Genomic DNA, 17,479 nt, shown 5'->3' on the forward strand with positions numbered 1-17,479 from the left:
AAAGCTAGTCCCTCCTATTTCCTCCGCTCCTATTGCAACTAGGACATTCTAATTCTGTTCCTTCCTGATAATTATCCAATACTTCTTTTCGTGTGACGTTAGGGCCAAACTCCCTATTCGTCCACGCAGGAGTATGGTTAACATCCCAATCTCTTTTCTCTCCCGAATTAGGTGGAACATTTACTTCTTTCTCGCATGTTGGACATAGTCTTCCGCCATTCGGTCCAGGTTGAGCATTATCCCAAGCATCCTGCACCGTATCCTTCCTAAAACCTCCACGGCTAGTTACTTGCCCCTTTTCGTTGGTACCTTTTAAGGTATTTTCACCCGCACCCTGAGTATTACTACTCGAACCAGAGCTACTAGAATAACTATAGTCATCACCTACTAAATGACCAAAACTATTAGTAAGTACAGCACCAGAAGCAGATGCTGCAGCAACTCCTGCTACAACTAAAGTAGTTGAAGCTCCAAAGGTAACGCCTTCTGCAGCCACCCCTACTCCTGTTAATGTTATTGACGCAGCCAATCCAATAAACGCTGCAGTTGTTGTAAGTATATTTCCAGCAAGCTTACCAACTTGATAAGACTTCGTCTGTTGCTGTGATAGAGGCGGTTGTCCTGCTATTATATGACCAATACCAAACGTTACGTCATTATCAATTGCCGTTAATCCACCTGCGACAAAATTTAAGCCCGCTGTGCTGGTATTCGCCAGAGTTGTGTTGCTAGTCGTTGTAGCCTTCGCATTAACGGTCGTTGTAGACTTTGTTGTTTTTGTCGGCTTAGGTGTCGTTTTTACACCCGTAATCTGGACGGTATTATTAACAACCTTAGTCTGTACAACCGCACTTGAATGGGTTACCGCTTCGACCTTTGCTCTCGTTTCTTCTATCTGACTAAGCGCCTTCTGGAATGTTTCTCCTGACATCAAGATCGTATCCGAGCTTATATCGCCTGATTTGGCTTGTTTCGCACTTGCTAACGCTGCTTGTTTCACATAATCAGGTGCATTAGCCGTCGTGCTTGCTGCCCCAAGTATGCTTAACGTCTGATTTCCTACAACGCCATCAGCCTTTATTCCCATGTCCTTCTGAAATTGTTTGACCGCAGCCGCTGTCTTCGGTCCAAACTTGCCATCTGTGCTAACATCGTAACCAGCTTTGACGAGTTTCTCCTGAATCGCCTTGATAGCGTCTCCGCTTTGTCCTTGTTTAATTGTAGTGTGACCTGTCGGATCTGTATACATAATCGGTTCGTTATTAACATAAGTATACAGATTCAAAGAAAGCGGATCGTCCATTTGTCCTCGATACGTATCTTCAGACAGGAACCTTGCGATCTTCGGATCATAATATCGAGCGTTCAGATAGTACAACGCGCTCTCCTGATCATACTGATAGCCCGCATAACGAATTGGGTTCGATATCGTACCGGTCGATTCCAGCACAACACCGAATGCATCATAATAGTATGAAGCCTTAATCTCCCCAGCCGTATTCACGAGAGCCGTTACATCAGCATGACCATTGTAGAGATAATAGTACAGATCTGTTCCCATCGTACGCATCAGCAAGTTACTACTAAAGAAAAAACCTTGAAAGGCACGTGAGGCCAATCAAGGTTTTCCGTTTACCTCTACTCAATACGAATTGACCAACTATTATCTCCTTTTTTACTAACAAAGACTACTTCATAGTTGGAAAGCCACTAGAGATGGCTCCCGTTCAGAAGCCATCTTCTACTGCCTAAGACTAACTATTTTAAACCGTTGTTTCACGGACTACAAGACTGTAACTCAAAGTTTAGTCGCACTGTGATCCATTAGAATTCAATAATAAAATATCGCCCATTTTAAATATTTCTACTATGTCTATATAGAATCCGGATAAATCTTCAGAATCATTTAATCTATTCGGACCTTCCCAGTAAATCGTAAATGGTGTAACAGCCCCAAAACCACCTCGTAGACAATCAATGAGACTTGAGATATTAAAACCGAAGTAACCACCTGGTCCATTAATAGCCTCTCCCAGTGCACAATAAAATGATGAGTGGTCAACTATATTATTTCCATCTAAATGAAAAACACCATTTCTAACATCAGTTTTATTCATATGTTTTTTATTGTGATACAACCTAACAACTTCTAGCCATCCTTCTTTTTCTTTTTTCGATAGCGGCAACCATTTGTTTGTTATTCTTGGAACAGATTTCCTCCACGAATTCCAGATTTCTAACGCTTCAGGTGATGCTTTTTCGTATAAGTAACCACATAACTCAAAATCAAGTTTATTCAAGGTATAATCTAGCATTTTATGAAAGTACATGTGCTCCTTTAGGCTGAAATAATATGCCCCTAGTTCCGTATGATCATAACTTAATATATTCAAATATAAGTTTGAGACTGAAACTTTAGTTTTCTTCAAATATGATAGAAAATTATCATCAAACCTAAAGCCAATAACTTTAATTATTATTGAGTCTTCATCGATTTCTAGGGTGTTTTTTACAAATAATCCAATTAAATCATTACAGTAACCTACTAACAAATTACTATCGTCATCCGTAATTGAATATAAGTAATCCATGACATCCTCCTATTATAATTGTTAGTAATTGATTCGATTTAAAGTGCGTAGCCAGTAAGAAGAGTAGATATGCACTTTCGTATTTATTAATTACTTGGTTGGACCATCAGGATACCATGGTCCAGGAAATAATCTTGGTTTAGAATAATCGTGATTTAAAACATACCCTAGTCTCCCATCTGGTCTTTGTAATATCCTATGACTTGTGCCCGGTACATCCCACTCTAATGAACCTGACCAAACGTTATTAGGGGCACCTTGCTTAAGTTCATTTGCATTAAATATTGTTTGTTGCCCCGTAGTAGAATCAATTCTCGGAGTCCCGTTTCCTAGGTTAATCTCTTCATATTGATTACGAATTGACCCTGGAACGGGGTTAGGTGATGAAAGTTTACAGTTAGTATTATGAACCCAAATACCAAGGTCGCTCACAAAGTACGTATGAAACTCATCTACAGTCATGTTGTAAACTGTGACATACTTGTGGACTAGTTCTTTACTGTCTATTTTGAGTGTATTTCCATCACTCTGAACAAGTAAATCACCAGGTCTGAGATCTTTGACGAATGTCCATCCTTTGCCCATTACATAGAATGGATGATTGAATGTCGCTTCGATCGTTTGGTCACCCACATGAATCCGGTAAATATTATCCGTTTCATGATTAAACGTCGCGGTAACCTCTTTATAGGCTACCTCGCCCGTCTCTTCACTTTTGGAAAGAACCTTATCTCCGACTTCAATGTCTTCGATATTCTTCTCCCCTTCAAGAGTAATGACCATGGTTCCCGCTGTAAAACATTCGCATGCATTGATTAGCTGTTTAGTCGTACTACCAACTTCCTTAGCAGCAGGTTTAGATAACACTTGAACCGTTTCTTTCTCCGCAACTTGCACTACTTCTTTTCCCGTTGTTTTTAGTAATGCCTTCCCGCCAATCTTCGCGAGTTGTCCTTCACCTGGAATAAGATTCAATCCAATACTTACCAGCGCAACTGTTTTTAAGCCCCACGATGCATTTGGATCGTTAATAGTATTAAGGTCGTCACCTATCAGAAAATCATAAGCATACGAAGCGCCTGTGGCCAGAGTTCCTAAAATATTATTCCCTAGACTAGAACCATTCGCATTAGCAGTACTTGATTTTCCCGTCGTTGTAGCCTTCGCATTAACGGTCGTTGTAGACTTTGTTGTTGTTGTCGGCTTAGGTGTCGTTTTTACACCCGTAATCTGGACGGTATTATTAACAACCTTAGTCTGTACAACCGCACTTGAATGGGTTACCGCTTCGACCTTTGCTCTCGTTTCTTCTATCTGACTAAGCGCCTTCTGGAATGTTTCTCCAGACATCAAGATCGTATCCGAGCTTATATCGCCTGATTTGGCTTGTTTCGCACTTGCTAACGCTGCTTGTTTCACATAATCAGGTGCATTAGCCGTCGTGCTTGCTGCCCCAAGTATGCTTAACGTCTGATTTCCTACAACGCCATCAGCCTTTATTCCCATGTCCTTCTGAAATTGTTTGACCGCAGCCGCTGTCTTCGGTCCAAACTTGCCATCTGTGCTAACATCGTAACCAGCTTTGACGAGTTTCTCCTGAATCGCCTTGATAGCGTCTCCGCTTTGTCCTTGTTTAATTGTAGTGTGACCTGTCGGATCTGTATACATAATCGGTTCGTTATTAACATAAGTATACAGATTCAAAGAAAGCGGATCGTCCATTTGTCCTCGATACGTATCTTCAGACAGGAACCTTGCGATCTTCGGATCATAATATCGAGCGTTCAGATAGTACAACGAGCTCTCTTGATCGTACTGATAGCCCGCATAGCGAATCGGATTCGATATCGTACCGGTCGATTCCAGCACAACGCCGAATGCATCATAATAGTATGAAGCCTTAATCTCCCCAGCCGTATTCACGAGAGCCGTTACGTCGGCATGGCCATTATAGAGATAATAGTACAGATCTGTTCCCATCGTACGCATCAGCAAGTTAGTACCATACAGGTTGAATGCGGTTTGCTTGCCGCTTCCATCTGTCTCTAATACAATCTTGTCAGCCTCATAAAGATACAACGACGTGACGCCATTAACCTTCTTACTCGTCCGATAGCCCTGTGCATTATAAGCATACTCCGATGTCGAGCCGGCCGAAGTTGTCTTAATCATCTGATTCCAGACATCGTACTGGAAGTAAGCAGTGCCTCCAACAATGTCTGAGATTCTTGCATTCTGATTCTCCTGACCAGAGATGAAGGCTCCAAATGTAGGGGCTACAATATTGTTAGGATCGAACGCTTTGGACTTCTCAATGCTCTTCCCTACCATGTTGCCGTTGCTATCATACGTATACGTATAAACTTCAGCTTCACCAGTAGCTTTCACCGTACGTGTAGAGGTCAACCAATTCTGATTATTATACGAGTACTCCGTGTTACTGTTATTCGCAGTGCCTGATACCGTCTCATTCAGGCGGTTGCCTGCACCATCGTATTGATAGACTGTCTTCTTGCCGCTCGGTTCTTGTAAAGAGGCCATGCGATTTAACTGGTCATACGAATAAGTGGTCGTCCCTTTGCTGACACCGTTGATCGTTTCCGTCTTCGTCTTCTGATTACCTGCAGAATCGTAAGTATAGGAATATGAATCCATTACTGTACTGCCATTTAAATTCTGTAGTAAAGTCAACTGCTTATTAGCTGAATAGGTGTACGCTTCCTTCAATCCACTCGGATACTCCACAGTCTTACGAGTACCATCATTGTTGTACGTGTAGACGACCGGTTGATTGCTGCCAGAAGCTGCACTGACAAGACGATCGACTTTATCAAAAATCTTGGTCGTTACATTCCCTTTCACATCCGTTGTAATCTCCGAGCGGTAACCTGCGGTTAGGCCTGTTACTACATCGTACCGATACGTGCTCGTCCCTAACTTCGGCACAGACTTGGTGATATTACGATTGCGTTCATCATACGTACGTGTTGTGGTACCCGTCGCGTCCTTCATCGTAAGCATGTTGCCGTTATTGTCATAGGTGTAACTATGCTGTCGCTCTACAATTGGAACATTATTAAGAGTCGCCCCCGTAACAGTCTCGGACAGCATCCGTCCATGAATGTCATAAACGTACTCTGTTATGTTCCCGTTTCGATCCGCCTTTTTCAACAACGAACCGTTTGGTGTATACCAATAGCTTTCAATCTTGGTTGCATCAGAGACTGCCTTCCCTGCAGCATCAATCATACTGCCTCCATCATCGATTCGACGAGCAACTTTATTGCCCGCATTGTATTCGAACATCGTGATGTGGCCGTTGCCATCGGTTTGGCTTAGCTTATTGCCATTCCAGTCATACGTATAACGAGTTTGATTACCCAGTGGATCGATCACTGTAGATAGGCGATTAAGAATATCATACTGGTATTGAGTTGTATTTCCTGCACCATCCGTTTTAGCCGCCATATTCCCAACATAATCATAGGAATTGAATGACACATTGCCCAATGGGTCCGTCGTGCTTAAGAGTTTGTTATTCCGGTCATAACTGAATTTAGTCAGATTATTAAGTGCATCTCTGGAATAGATTTGTGAATCATTAAAGTTATACTCTAGCTTCTCGATAACCACATTGTTCGCATCTGTAGTTTGGTATAAACGATTCTTATCATCATAGGCGAAGCTGGTCTTATTCCCTCTCCAATCCGTCTCTGTCAGCTTATTGCCATTCTTATCGTACGAGTAGCTAGTGGTCTGAATAGCAGCTCCGTTGACTAAATCGGTTACCGTTACCTTCTGTTGGAGGAGTCTATTTAGGTTATCATAAACATATTCGGTTTGATTGCCGTTCGCATCCTTAACAAATCGTTGATTGCCATTCAGATCGTAAGCAGTCGATGATTCTATAATGTTTCTACCATTCGCGTCCTGTTCAGACTTGCCTATCTGATTGCCGACCTGATCGTAGGTGAATAGATTAATCTTACCGTTCGAGTCCTTCTCGGATGTTAATCTCCCTCTACTGTCGTACTGGCGATAGACAGTATAGCTGCCGATTGTACTGTCACCAGGGTCTGTCTGAGATTGAACCAGATTAAAGCTGTTATACGTATATTTTGTGATATTGCCATTAGCATCAGTAGTACCAATTAGTCGACCTGCCAAATCATACGACTTAGCATGTAACATAATTTCTGGTGCCGAGGCTGCGTTGCGAATTCCTTCTTTAATAACTCGCCCCGCGTCGTCATACCCTTTCGTCTTAACAACGCCGTTCGCATCCGTTTCTGTTAATTGACGTCCCATGCCATCATAGGTATATGCCTTCGTATACTTAAGCCCGCGCTCTCTGGATACTGGATCAACAACAGTAATCGGCAAGTTAGCTGCATTGTATCGAGTGGTTGTGCCATAGCCGCTTTGAATACGTGCATCAATCGTCTTACCGACACCAAAGGCATATCCTTCACCATCAAGTTCTTTGATAACGTTCCCGTTCTCATCGTATTGATACGCTTTCGTCACTGCTTCCGTCCAGACACTGCTCCAGGCGGAGCCCGAGTATGTCTTGTTATTAAACTTCTCGATTACCGCCTTGATCCTTCCCATGGTGTCATAGACCGTTTCCGTTCGAGTCATCTGATCCAGCGTCTTGGTCGAGTCATAATTTAATGCTGATACTTCATTGGTTCTGCGACCAGCATTGTCATAAGCATAGAATGAGACGCCGCCCTGCGGATTGGTTTCTTTCACTAGCAAACCCTTCTCGTTATAGCTCTTGGAAGTCGTATACCCTAACGGATCGGTAACAACGAGCGGATTCCCCTGCCAGTCGTAGGTCGTAGTCGTCTTCTTAGTAGCTGGCATTCCTTGCTCATTCGTGGCAGAGACGCTCATGCTGATCTGACGATTCAACGCATCATACGTATAGGAGGTCCTTACACCATCTGGTGCTATTACTGCCGTCAGATTGCCATTCGCATCATACTCCTTGCGAGTATCAAGCAGAATGACACTATTATCAGCGTATGAGCTTCCAGCCAAATCTCCTGCCCTTATCGCCTGCTTCTGCGAAACTTCAAGTCCAAGCTCGTTGTAAGCAAAATAAGTTGTCGAAGCTTCAGACTCGCCCGTATACTCGTCCTTGCGCTGCATATTGCCATCCGGGTCGTACTTGTACGCCGTCTTGGAACCCGATGAATTCGTCATACTCGTCACATGACCATTGCCATCATACGTATATAGATCGCTGATAAGACGGTCGGAGACGGGTACGTTGAATAAAGGAACCGAATCTTTGCCGCGCTTGACCGCGAGCGTGTGCCCGCTGCGATCATAAGTTGTATGGGTATACTGATAGCTTCCCTTATCGAGCGGTACCCAGGCATCTGTTTGTCTCTTCAGGCCATCGTAAGCATAACTGGTCGTATTGCCCCGAGCATCCGTCACCGCACGGACCGTCTTATTCGGATTATAGATCGTTTTAATACTGCCGCCGTCAGCGTTCTGCCTCTCGATTTCGTTACCATTGTAATCACAAATCCAGGTTGTGACCGCAGTCTCTGTATCATTCAAATAGATCGTTTCTTGTTTTTGCCAATTACCGTTCGCAAGGATGTCATAGGTATATGTCCGTTGCAAGACCGAAATCGCGTCAGGACTTGTCTTGAACGAGATACTTTTCTGCCGATTCATCACGTCGTATTGGTAGACATATTGACTATTATTCGGGCGTGTTTCATACGTCAGGTTGCCATAGATATCGTACTCATAAGAGGTCAAGTTGCCTAACTCATCCGTTGCCGTCTTCATTTTGCCACTCGGATAGTACGTGTATCGGGCACCAGCCGTCGAGCTGTAGACATTCGTCGGTGTCGCATTATTAAGCTGATCGCTGGCATAGACATATTGGTTCGGTTTTGTCACTTGAATCGTGCGACCAAGCGAATCATATAGCGTACGGGTCGTCTGGCCTTGGTCAAGCGTCGTGCGGATCACCCTGCCGTTTAAGTCATAATCGCTTGTAGTCACATTACCTGCCGGAGAGATAGACTGTGTTAACCAACCGAGTACATTATACTTCTGTGTCGTTACGTTGCCTTCCGGATCGGTAATTGTCGCGACGTTGCCATTTACATCATAGGTGTAGGAGGTTACGTTGCCCTCTGGATCGGTCTCAGACTTCAATAATCCCTGTACTTTATAACCAAGCCTTTGCGATTCCGCAGCCGAGTAGTACGCTTTCGTTGTGATCGCGAATTTCGAGGTGTCTGCCGACATATCGTACTCGTCCGTTCCGTTTATCGGTTGTACCTGTTGAAGGAGATTGATCCCGTTGGCATCATAGATCCAATAGGTCATGTTCCCCATCTCATCCTTCTCCGATGTTTCGTTGTTCTTAGCGTCATACGTATATGCGGAGACACTTCCATCCGGATTGACAATGTTTGTAATGTTACCGCTCGCATCCCTTACGTATTCCCACTTGTTCCCATAACGATCTGTGATAAAGTGCTCGAGGCCGTATTTGTTGACGCCACTGGCATCGCGGTAATAGTCCACGGTTGCGATTTTGCCTTCAGCGTCCTGTGTCTTGATGACATACATTTCGCTGTCATACCATTTCACCGTCGTACGGTTGTTAATATCTATGATCGTCGTTTTACGGTTACTGGCATCATACGTGTATGTCTTGACATTTCCATAGACATCGATGTATTTGGTAACCTTATTGTTGTCAGTGCTGGAAGCATTATGATTGTAAGTAATCGAATCTGTTAAGGTCTGTGCATTATCCTTGATCGAGTTCAAGAAGCCGGATCCATCGTATCCGTAGGTCGCCGTTACTTGACCGAGCGGGTCGGTGACCGTCGTCAACCTGTTCTGCGTATCGTAGGAGTAGGTAATCTTCCTCTTCATCGGATCGGTGATGCTCACGATATATCCAGCCGGATTATAGGCGATTGTAAAAGTACGGCCAACCGTATCCGATACATTCGTAATTCGCCCGTTACCGTCCACTCCGATCGATATCATATTGCCGTTCCGGTCCTTCATCCATGACAGAATACCCGCTGGACTGAAGTTGTACGTGTAAGAATCCATCGTGGTCATAATATGACTGCCGTCGCTTTGCTTCTCCAACGTGCTGATCGAATCGTTGGCTGTATACGTGCCATTCGTGTTCTTCACGAACATCTGGGAGCGACCGTTCGGCAATCTCGCTACCATTAAATTAGCGTTAGTGGTATCAGGCTTCAGGCTGCCTTCGAATCCGAACGTCCAGCCTCTGCCCATCGAGCTCGTCGTTCGATCATCCTTGGAGTTGTAGGTTCGACTGAGATCGACTGTGAAGCCGGGAGCCGACAACGACATATCTACAAACATCTTCGAGTAATTGCCAGTTGTAACGGATACGCCTTCCTCGCCATAATGAATTTGCTCTTGAAGCTTCGGGTCGATCGAAACAGCGAGCGTATCAAGCAATCCATCAGCAGTTGGCGTTTCTCCGTCGATGACTTCAGCAGTTCCTTGCTGTATCGTACTGTTCTCCAGTGCTTCGATCGCCTTGTTGACCTGTACAATGCCTCCAGTTGCCGTCTTGCCCGTAAGTGCAGCCAGTGGAGTCGTACCTGCCTTCACGCGGCCTGCAATCTGCTCAGCGGTGAGGTCTGGGAACTGGCTTTGCACAAGCGCGGCAATGCCGGCTACCATTGGCGCAGCTGCAGAAGTTCCACTCTGGAAGCCGTACTGCTCTTCCGGCAGCGTGCTCAAGATACCTTCTCCTGGAGCCGCAACGTCGATATTCGCTCCATAGTTCGAGAATGATGCCAGCTTTCCTGTATTGTCTAATGCAGCGACCGACACCACATTAGGCAGTGAATAAGCAGCCGGATATACAGGATTGATCGTACTGTTCTGTCCGTTATTGCCTGCTGCGGCGATGAAGAGAATGCCGCTTTGCATGATTGCATCCTTCAAAGCAGGGTTCGCATCCGTACTGCCGAAGCTGGCATTTATGATTTTGACACTCATCTGCTTCGCATAAGCAATCGCTTCGATGGCATCGGATGTATAGCCCGTTTTGCCGGCGATGAATTTCAGCGGCAGCAGCGTTACATTAGGCGCAACGCCGCGAATGCCGATTTCATTCGCGCTTGCGGCGATAATGCCCGCCGTATGCGTGCCGTGCTTGTCATCGGATGCGCTGTCGTATACGGTATTATCGTCGTTGGCGAAGTCCCAGCCGTAGACGTCGTCGATATAGCCGTTGCCGTCATCGTCGATTCCATTGCCAGCAATTTCGTTTCGGTTGACGTATATCCGTTCGGACAGATCAGGATGTTGAATATCGATTCCCGTGTCAAGCACACCTATTAGCGTCGAAGCCGTTCCAAGCGTCGTACCCCACGCCTTCGTCACGCCGATATCAACGCCAGGTACACCTTTGCTGTAACCGACGCTTTGGCCTGTGTTGGACAAGCCCCATTCCTCAGCAAACCGCTCGTCCGTCGGCACATCAGCAGCCGTGAGCAAATAGTTCGGCTGCGCGTAGACGACATCCGGGTCGCTCTTCAGCTCTGCTATTGTCTTATTCAGATCGTCAGTCTCACCGATCTCGATGACTTCTGCACCGGACTGGCGCAGCTTGCGCTTGGACTCCATCTTGCCGAGCTTCAGCTTCGACTTCACTCTTGACCGGACATTCTGCCCCTTTTCATTGCTCTTATATTTCACGATGATTTCAGTTTTCGAACGCGCTGCCGGCTTCGACGAGGAACTGGCATTTTGCGCGTAGACATGGCTAAAGTCTTGGAGCGGCAGCCCGCAGACGAGTATGAGCGCGAGCACTGTCGCAAGTATACGCTGGAATAGATTCATAGTTTCCTCCCATAAATAACAAATAATTGCATGAAGATGCTACATTACCCGTTGATATATACCGTGTAGGAAAGCGATGAGCCTCCCGTATACTTGGCTTTCATCTTAATACTGTTAATAACGCCGCTCCACGATTCGCCAGGGTTAACGACCTTGTTCGTTGTGAATGTAATTTCGCCAGGCTTGAATTCCGTTACGACGATATCCGTCCCTTGAATTGGCCCGGTTGTGAGTTCTGGCGCACCAGTCAGCGTCGACAAGTCGATGATATCGATAGCATTGGCATCATACGTCACCTTCAAGGTGTAATGGCTGAAATCGATAACGTCCTTCGCCACTAAACCAAGGTCGACCGTATTCGCCTTGGTCAATCTGGCAGTGAGCGCGTTGTTGATAATAAGTCCCGTCCATGCCCCCGTACCTGCTTGGTTGCGAACGCGTACGCGGTACTTGTGCTCGGAACCTGCCGCCAAGCGGCGATGCTGGTACTCATTCTTCAGTCCAAGATCGATGACTTGTCCGTCTACCTCGATATCGTAGCCAATAGCTGTCGGATCGACATCCCACTTCACGGTGGCGATGCTGCCTGCCGATGTGATCACGACATGCGCAGGGAGACCCGGCGATTCTGGCAGTGTTCTCATCGCGATGACCGCGGTCCAGTCCCCTACGACTGCATCCGTCTTCGAGCGAACTCGATATGTATGCGGGGAGAACGGATCGAGCATCGCATCCGTATATGTCGTGGAATTGAAATTATCGATTACCGCCAAGCCGTCTATTTCGATATCATAGCTGGCCACCCCCGATACGGAGCTCCAACTGATCGTGATATAATTGTTGCCTGCGAGAGCATTAACCCCGCTTGGTGCAGCCGGCTTGGCAGGCAGTGTCTTCGTTGACACAGTCTTGCTCCATCCACTGAACCCTGCGTTTCCTTGCGCTCGTACACGGTAGGTGTGTGTTGTTTCCGGAAGCAGGCTATTCTTCGTAAACGCAGGTGAGCCAAGCCCAGAAGTCGCAACACCATCGAACTCGACCGTATAACTCGAAGCGCCTTCGACTGGCGTCCATACAAGCTGAATCGACGTATCCTGCACATAATCGATGACGCCGCTTGGTGTTGGAAGCTGGTTAGTCGTTAGAGATAGCACCGTACTCCATGCGCTAGTGCCGATTTCATTCGCCGAGCGTATCCGATATTGATGCGTCGAACCGGGGATGAGACTTGTCATTTCCGAGAAGTTAGCGTTGCTATTGTTGTAGACGATGCCGTCCGCTTCCACCTCGTAATAAACAGCATCGGGAACCGCGTTCCAGGTCAGATTCACTTTCTTATCAGACGCTTCACCCGCTAGTCCGCCTGGCACACTCGGTGCGCTAGTTGTCGTAGTAATCGACTTCAGCGCAGTCCATACGCCGTTACCTCCAGCATTAAATGCCCTGATTCGGTATACATGCTGCGATCCTGGAAGAAGATCGACAGCTTTGAAAGACAATAAGTTTCCGTTGTTCTGAATCTCTCCATCCCATTCGACTTCATATCCAACCGCTCCTGTAACACTACCCCATTGGATCGTTGCCGTCCGAGCGGTAGAAGTTGCCGTAATGCTTGTTGGTGCAATAGGTACAGCGATTAAAGTCCGAGCGGTCACCAACCCGCTCATCGCACCAGTGATTGTTCCATTCATGGCGCGAACGCGATACGTATGCACCGTATTGGCGGTCAATCCGCTATGAACATATGACAGATTCGAGCCGACATCTACTAGCGTTGCGTTCCCGTCCACCTCAATCTGATAACCCGTAGCATCGCTTACCGGCTGCCAAGAGACTATCACGGAGGACACGGCCGGTTTCGCCTTTACGTTCTTCGGCGCTGCTGGAGGCGCAGCCGAAGTACCTGTCGAGATCGTTGTGATCAAAGGACCAGACTCGACGCCGTCTTGGTTTCTAGTCTTGATTTGGATTTTGTATGATTTCATTGCCGTTAAGCCGGTGATGGTGATCTTCTTGCTCGGGATCGTGATCCAGACGTCACCGGAGCCCAGCTTGCCATCGCTCGTTAAACTTTTGTTACCGACAAGAATTTGATATTCCGTATTCGTCGGGTTCGTATCGGACAGGGTCAACTGTACGCTACTCGTCGACAACAACGATGTTGAAAGCGTTGGAATTGCCGCAAGCGTGTACGTGGTTAGAGATTCGGATGCTATCGTACCGTCTGCTATCTTATATTCCAACTTAACGGGAATCTTTTGATTTGGACTAAACCCGCTTATGGTATAGGTGGCTTGGTTGTTATACCAGCTTGATACGCTTGTGTTAATCGTAATTCGAATCGGAACGGACGAATCTGCAGTTGTCGCCGTTACTTGAATACTGCTCGCTGTTGGTGTAATCTCGTATTTGCGTTGTTTACTCACGTTATCAACCGAATAGGATTGGGTCTTTGTCAGTTTCTGCAGCCCATCGCTCACTTGAAACTTTAACGTGTGAGCGCCATCCGAGAGCTGTCCGGCATCGAATCGTTCGAAATTGATTTGATCGACTGATCCCGTAAGCTTAACGTTTCTCGTCTCTCTTGGTATTTGCTCATTGTCGACATAATAGCTTACCGAGACGGTCGTTCCGACCGTGCCTGATAGCCGTACACTTGGCGCGACAATGCGTTCGGTGAACTTCACAACTTCCGGGCTTAAGCGATTACCCGAATAGTCGTATCCCCATTCCTGTATAGTTCCGTTATTAAGTAAAGCCAGCGTATGTGATGCGCCTGCATCTATTTGGGCAACATCAGACAAGCTCAGAACCGTTGTCGGAATACTCTTCGTTGTTGTGTCTCCGAATCCCAACTGTCCATAAACGTTAAAGCCCCATCCCTTAACAGAACCATCATCTAAGATAGCAAAACTATGCGAATTGCCCGCAGCGAGTTGCTTTACATTACTCAAATTAGTTAGGACAGTAGGTGTCGTACGTTGTAACCCATCGCTAATTCCTAATTGATAGGATCCGTTATATCCCCACACCTTAACCGTACCATCATAGGCTAATGCCATGGTATAGTTCGATCCAATTGCAAGTTGTTTCACGTCGTTCAAGCCCGCAATAACCGTCGGTGAGGTTCGTACGGAAGTATCACCAACTCCAAGCTGACCACTCTCATTGCTCCCCCATCCTTTGATCGTTCCATCCCCCATCCATGCAAAGGCAATAGATCCACCAGCGAAAATTTGCTGAACACCGATCATTCCTGTCATTACTACAGGCACGTTTCGGTTAGTCGTGTCCCCTAGACCAAGCTGTCCTGAGGCATTATATCCCCATGTTTTTACAGTTCCATCACTCAATAACGCAACGGAAAAGTTTGTTCCTGCAGCAACGGCTTTGACATTGGAAAGACCGCTAATCTGTATGGGCGATAGTCGACTCGTTGTATCGCCCACTCCAAGCTGGCCATACGAGTTATTGCCCCAAGCCTTTACGGTTCCATCTGATAACAGCGCAAGCACATGGGAGGAGGAAGCTGCAAACTGCTTAACATTTGCTATTCCTGTTATGGTTGTCGGACTTAACCGATTGGTTGTATCGCCAAGCCCTAGTTGACCGTCGGAATTTAATCCCCACACTCGAATCGATCCGTCACTCAGCAAGGTGTAGCTGGAGTTACCTGTAGCCAGCATTTGCTTGACTGTCCCGTCAATGGCAATTTTCACCGGATTCTTACGACTAGAAGTATCGCCGAGTCCTAACTGACCATAACCGTTATCTCCCCAAGATTTAATTTGTCCGTCCGTCGTCACGGCGACTGAGAAGTTGTATCCTGCAACTGCCTGTTTTACATTACCCACATTCGGAATGGATACTGGAGATAATTGCTGTGTTGTATGACCTAACCCTAATTGACCACTGAAATTGTCTCCCCATCCCTTCATAGAACCATCCATTAGCACTGCTAGAGCGTAATAGTTGCCCGCTGCGATTTGCGCGACACTCGTTAATCCCGATAAAGTAGTTGGGTTTAATCGATTAGCCGTATCCCCCAATCCTAACTGACCATAAACGTTATAACCCCACACCTTAACGGTCCCATCAGCAAGAATTGCATACACAGACGATTCCCCGGCATAAATTTGGCTAACACTTGTTAGCCCGGGAATGTTGGTCGGTACTAAACGCGATGTTGTATCGCCCAGTCCCAATTGACCGTTAGTGTTGTATCCCCATGCTTTGACCGTTCCGTCCTGCATGAGCGCCAGCGAGAAGTTTCCGCCGGCCGCAATCTGCTTTACTCCGCTTAATTCAATTGCTGTAGGCGAATAACGGCTTGTAGTATCATTAATCCCTGCTTGACCATAGCCGTTAAATCCCCACGACTTCACTGAACCGTCTTGCATGAGAGCCAACGCGAAGCTTGTGCCAGCGGCCAGCTGCTTCACACCGCTTAAGCCCGTTACTACAGCCGGCGCCGTCCTATTAGTTGTATCACCTAAACCCAGCTGTCCATAAGCATTGTATCCCCAGCTCTTAACGGTGCCATCTTCAAGCAGCACTGCCGTAAAATAAGCACCTTCGACGATTTGCCTAACATTCCCGATTCCTGATACGTTCACGGGGGTGCTCCTGTTCAGCGTATCGCCGATTCCTAGCTGCCCGTAATTGTTATATCCCCAAGTTTTCAAAGTTCCACCTGCATATAACGATGCATGATAAGAGGAGAAACCTGCGTAAACATTCATCGTATTGAGTCTGTCCGCATCAAGAACTTCCATTTGGAGCGGAACGCCAATCAACTGCAAGTTAGGGACCAGTGTTGGAACTAACCTATTCGTAGAATCTGACAGTCCAAGTTGATAGTAGCTGTTATATCCCATCGCCTTGACGGAATAATTACTGGAGACTAGGAAGGAGAAGCTATTATACATGCTGGTTACCGCATATTTAATATTAGACTCCGATGCTAGAGTGATCGGCGTATAAGAGGTCGATGTGTTTCCTGTTCCTGCTTGACCATAATAGTTATAGCCCCAGGTTTTTACGGTACCATTAGACAGTGTAGCGATGCTGTTATAATTACCGCCGGTAATTTGCGTCACACCTGTCAATCCAGGCACGACAGACGGCGTGTTCATTGCCGTCGTATTTCCAAGCCCAAGCTCTCCGTAGACATTGCTCCCCCAAGTCCTTACCGTTCCATCATTGAGAACAGCGAGGCTGTGGTAGCTTCCAGTTGCAACCTGCATGACGTCCGTCAGTCCAGGTACAAGTGTCGGTGTCATTGACATCGCATTATGACCTAAGCCTAATTGACCATTGCCGTTATATCCCCAACTCCTAACTGTCCCGTCATTTAACAGAGCAAGCATGAAATTGTTACCTGCCGCTATTTGTTTGACATCGGTCAGACCAGGAACCAATGTAGGCGATGTCGCCGTATACGTCGTTCCTAATCCAAGCTGTCCATAGCCGTTATTTCCCCATATCTTGACCGTTCCATCACTCAGCAGCGCAGCGGCGAACCCGTTTCCTGCCATGATCTGAACAACATTCGACAATCCCGGAATGGTCGTTGGCGTGTATCTTGTTGACGTATCGGGAAATCCAAGCTGATAGCTACCTCCATATCCCCATGATTTGACGGTGCCATCGTTAATTAATGCATATGAGGAAGTCCCACCCGAAGCTACAGAAACGACATTGTCTAGATTCGGAATCTCTTGTGGTGCCGTAATGTACGTTGAATTTGTTCCAAGCTCATAATTATTGCCATAACCGACAGTTATGACTTTTCCATCATTGCGAACGAACAGCGTGTAATTGCTACCGGCAGCTATTCCGTTCGGTTGTACGAACTTTCCGCTGATTGCCGCTTCTGCTCGATCTGGTTTGGCAAAGAAAGACATGCTCTGAACAATTACTAGTATAGCTAGTACCCAACTAATCGATTTTCTCCAATTCAAATGACTCAGCTCTCCTCTGCACCTATTTCGTTCATCAATAGT

The 17,479-nt window shown here is 46.4% G+C and carries 4 protein-coding genes; all 4 read right to left on the reverse strand.

What is annotated here, in order from left to right:
• Positions 1 to 4 precede the first annotated feature (4 nt).
• Entirely contained in the window at positions 5 to 1,561 is a 1,557-nt protein-coding gene (locus H8B09_RS15840) for an RHS repeat-associated core domain-containing protein (protein WP_224753628.1), read from the reverse strand.
• Between the two features lie 244 nt (positions 1,562 to 1,805).
• A complete protein-coding gene (locus H8B09_RS30520) occupies positions 1,806 to 2,591 on the reverse strand; it encodes a barstar family protein (RefSeq protein WP_224753629.1) in 786 nt (261 codons plus the stop codon).
• 90 nt (positions 2,592 to 2,681) lie between these two features.
• Positions 2,682 to 11,474 carry a S8 family serine peptidase gene (locus H8B09_RS15850; RefSeq protein ID WP_191204465.1) on the reverse strand — a complete coding sequence of 2,931 codons (8,793 nt, stop codon included), beginning with the start codon at positions 11,472 to 11,474 and terminating at the stop codon, positions 2,682 to 2,684.
• Between the two features lie 44 nt (positions 11,475 to 11,518).
• Positions 11,519 to 17,437: an RCC1 domain-containing protein gene (locus H8B09_RS15855; RefSeq protein ID WP_191204466.1), complete on the reverse strand. Its 5,919-nt coding sequence runs from the start codon at positions 17,435 to 17,437 to the stop codon at positions 11,519 to 11,521.
• Positions 17,438 to 17,479 lie beyond the last annotated feature (42 nt).

Source organism: Paenibacillus terricola (assembly GCF_014779765.1).
Lineage (GTDB): Bacteria > Bacillota > Bacilli > Paenibacillales > Paenibacillaceae > Paenibacillus_T > Paenibacillus_T terricola.

Bases quoted from the DNA above. Each gene is read 5' to 3' on its own strand.
- H8B09_RS15850 (WP_191204465.1), bottom strand. From the start codon at position 11,474: ATGAATCTATTCCAGCGTATACTTGCGACAGTGCTCGCGCTCATACTC.
- H8B09_RS30520 (WP_224753629.1), bottom strand. From the start codon at position 2,591: ATGGATTACTTATATTCAATTACGGATGACGATAGTAATTTGTTAGTA.
- H8B09_RS15840 (WP_224753628.1), bottom strand. From the start codon at position 1,561: ATGGGAACAGATCTGTACTATTATCTCTACAATGGTCATGCTGATGTA.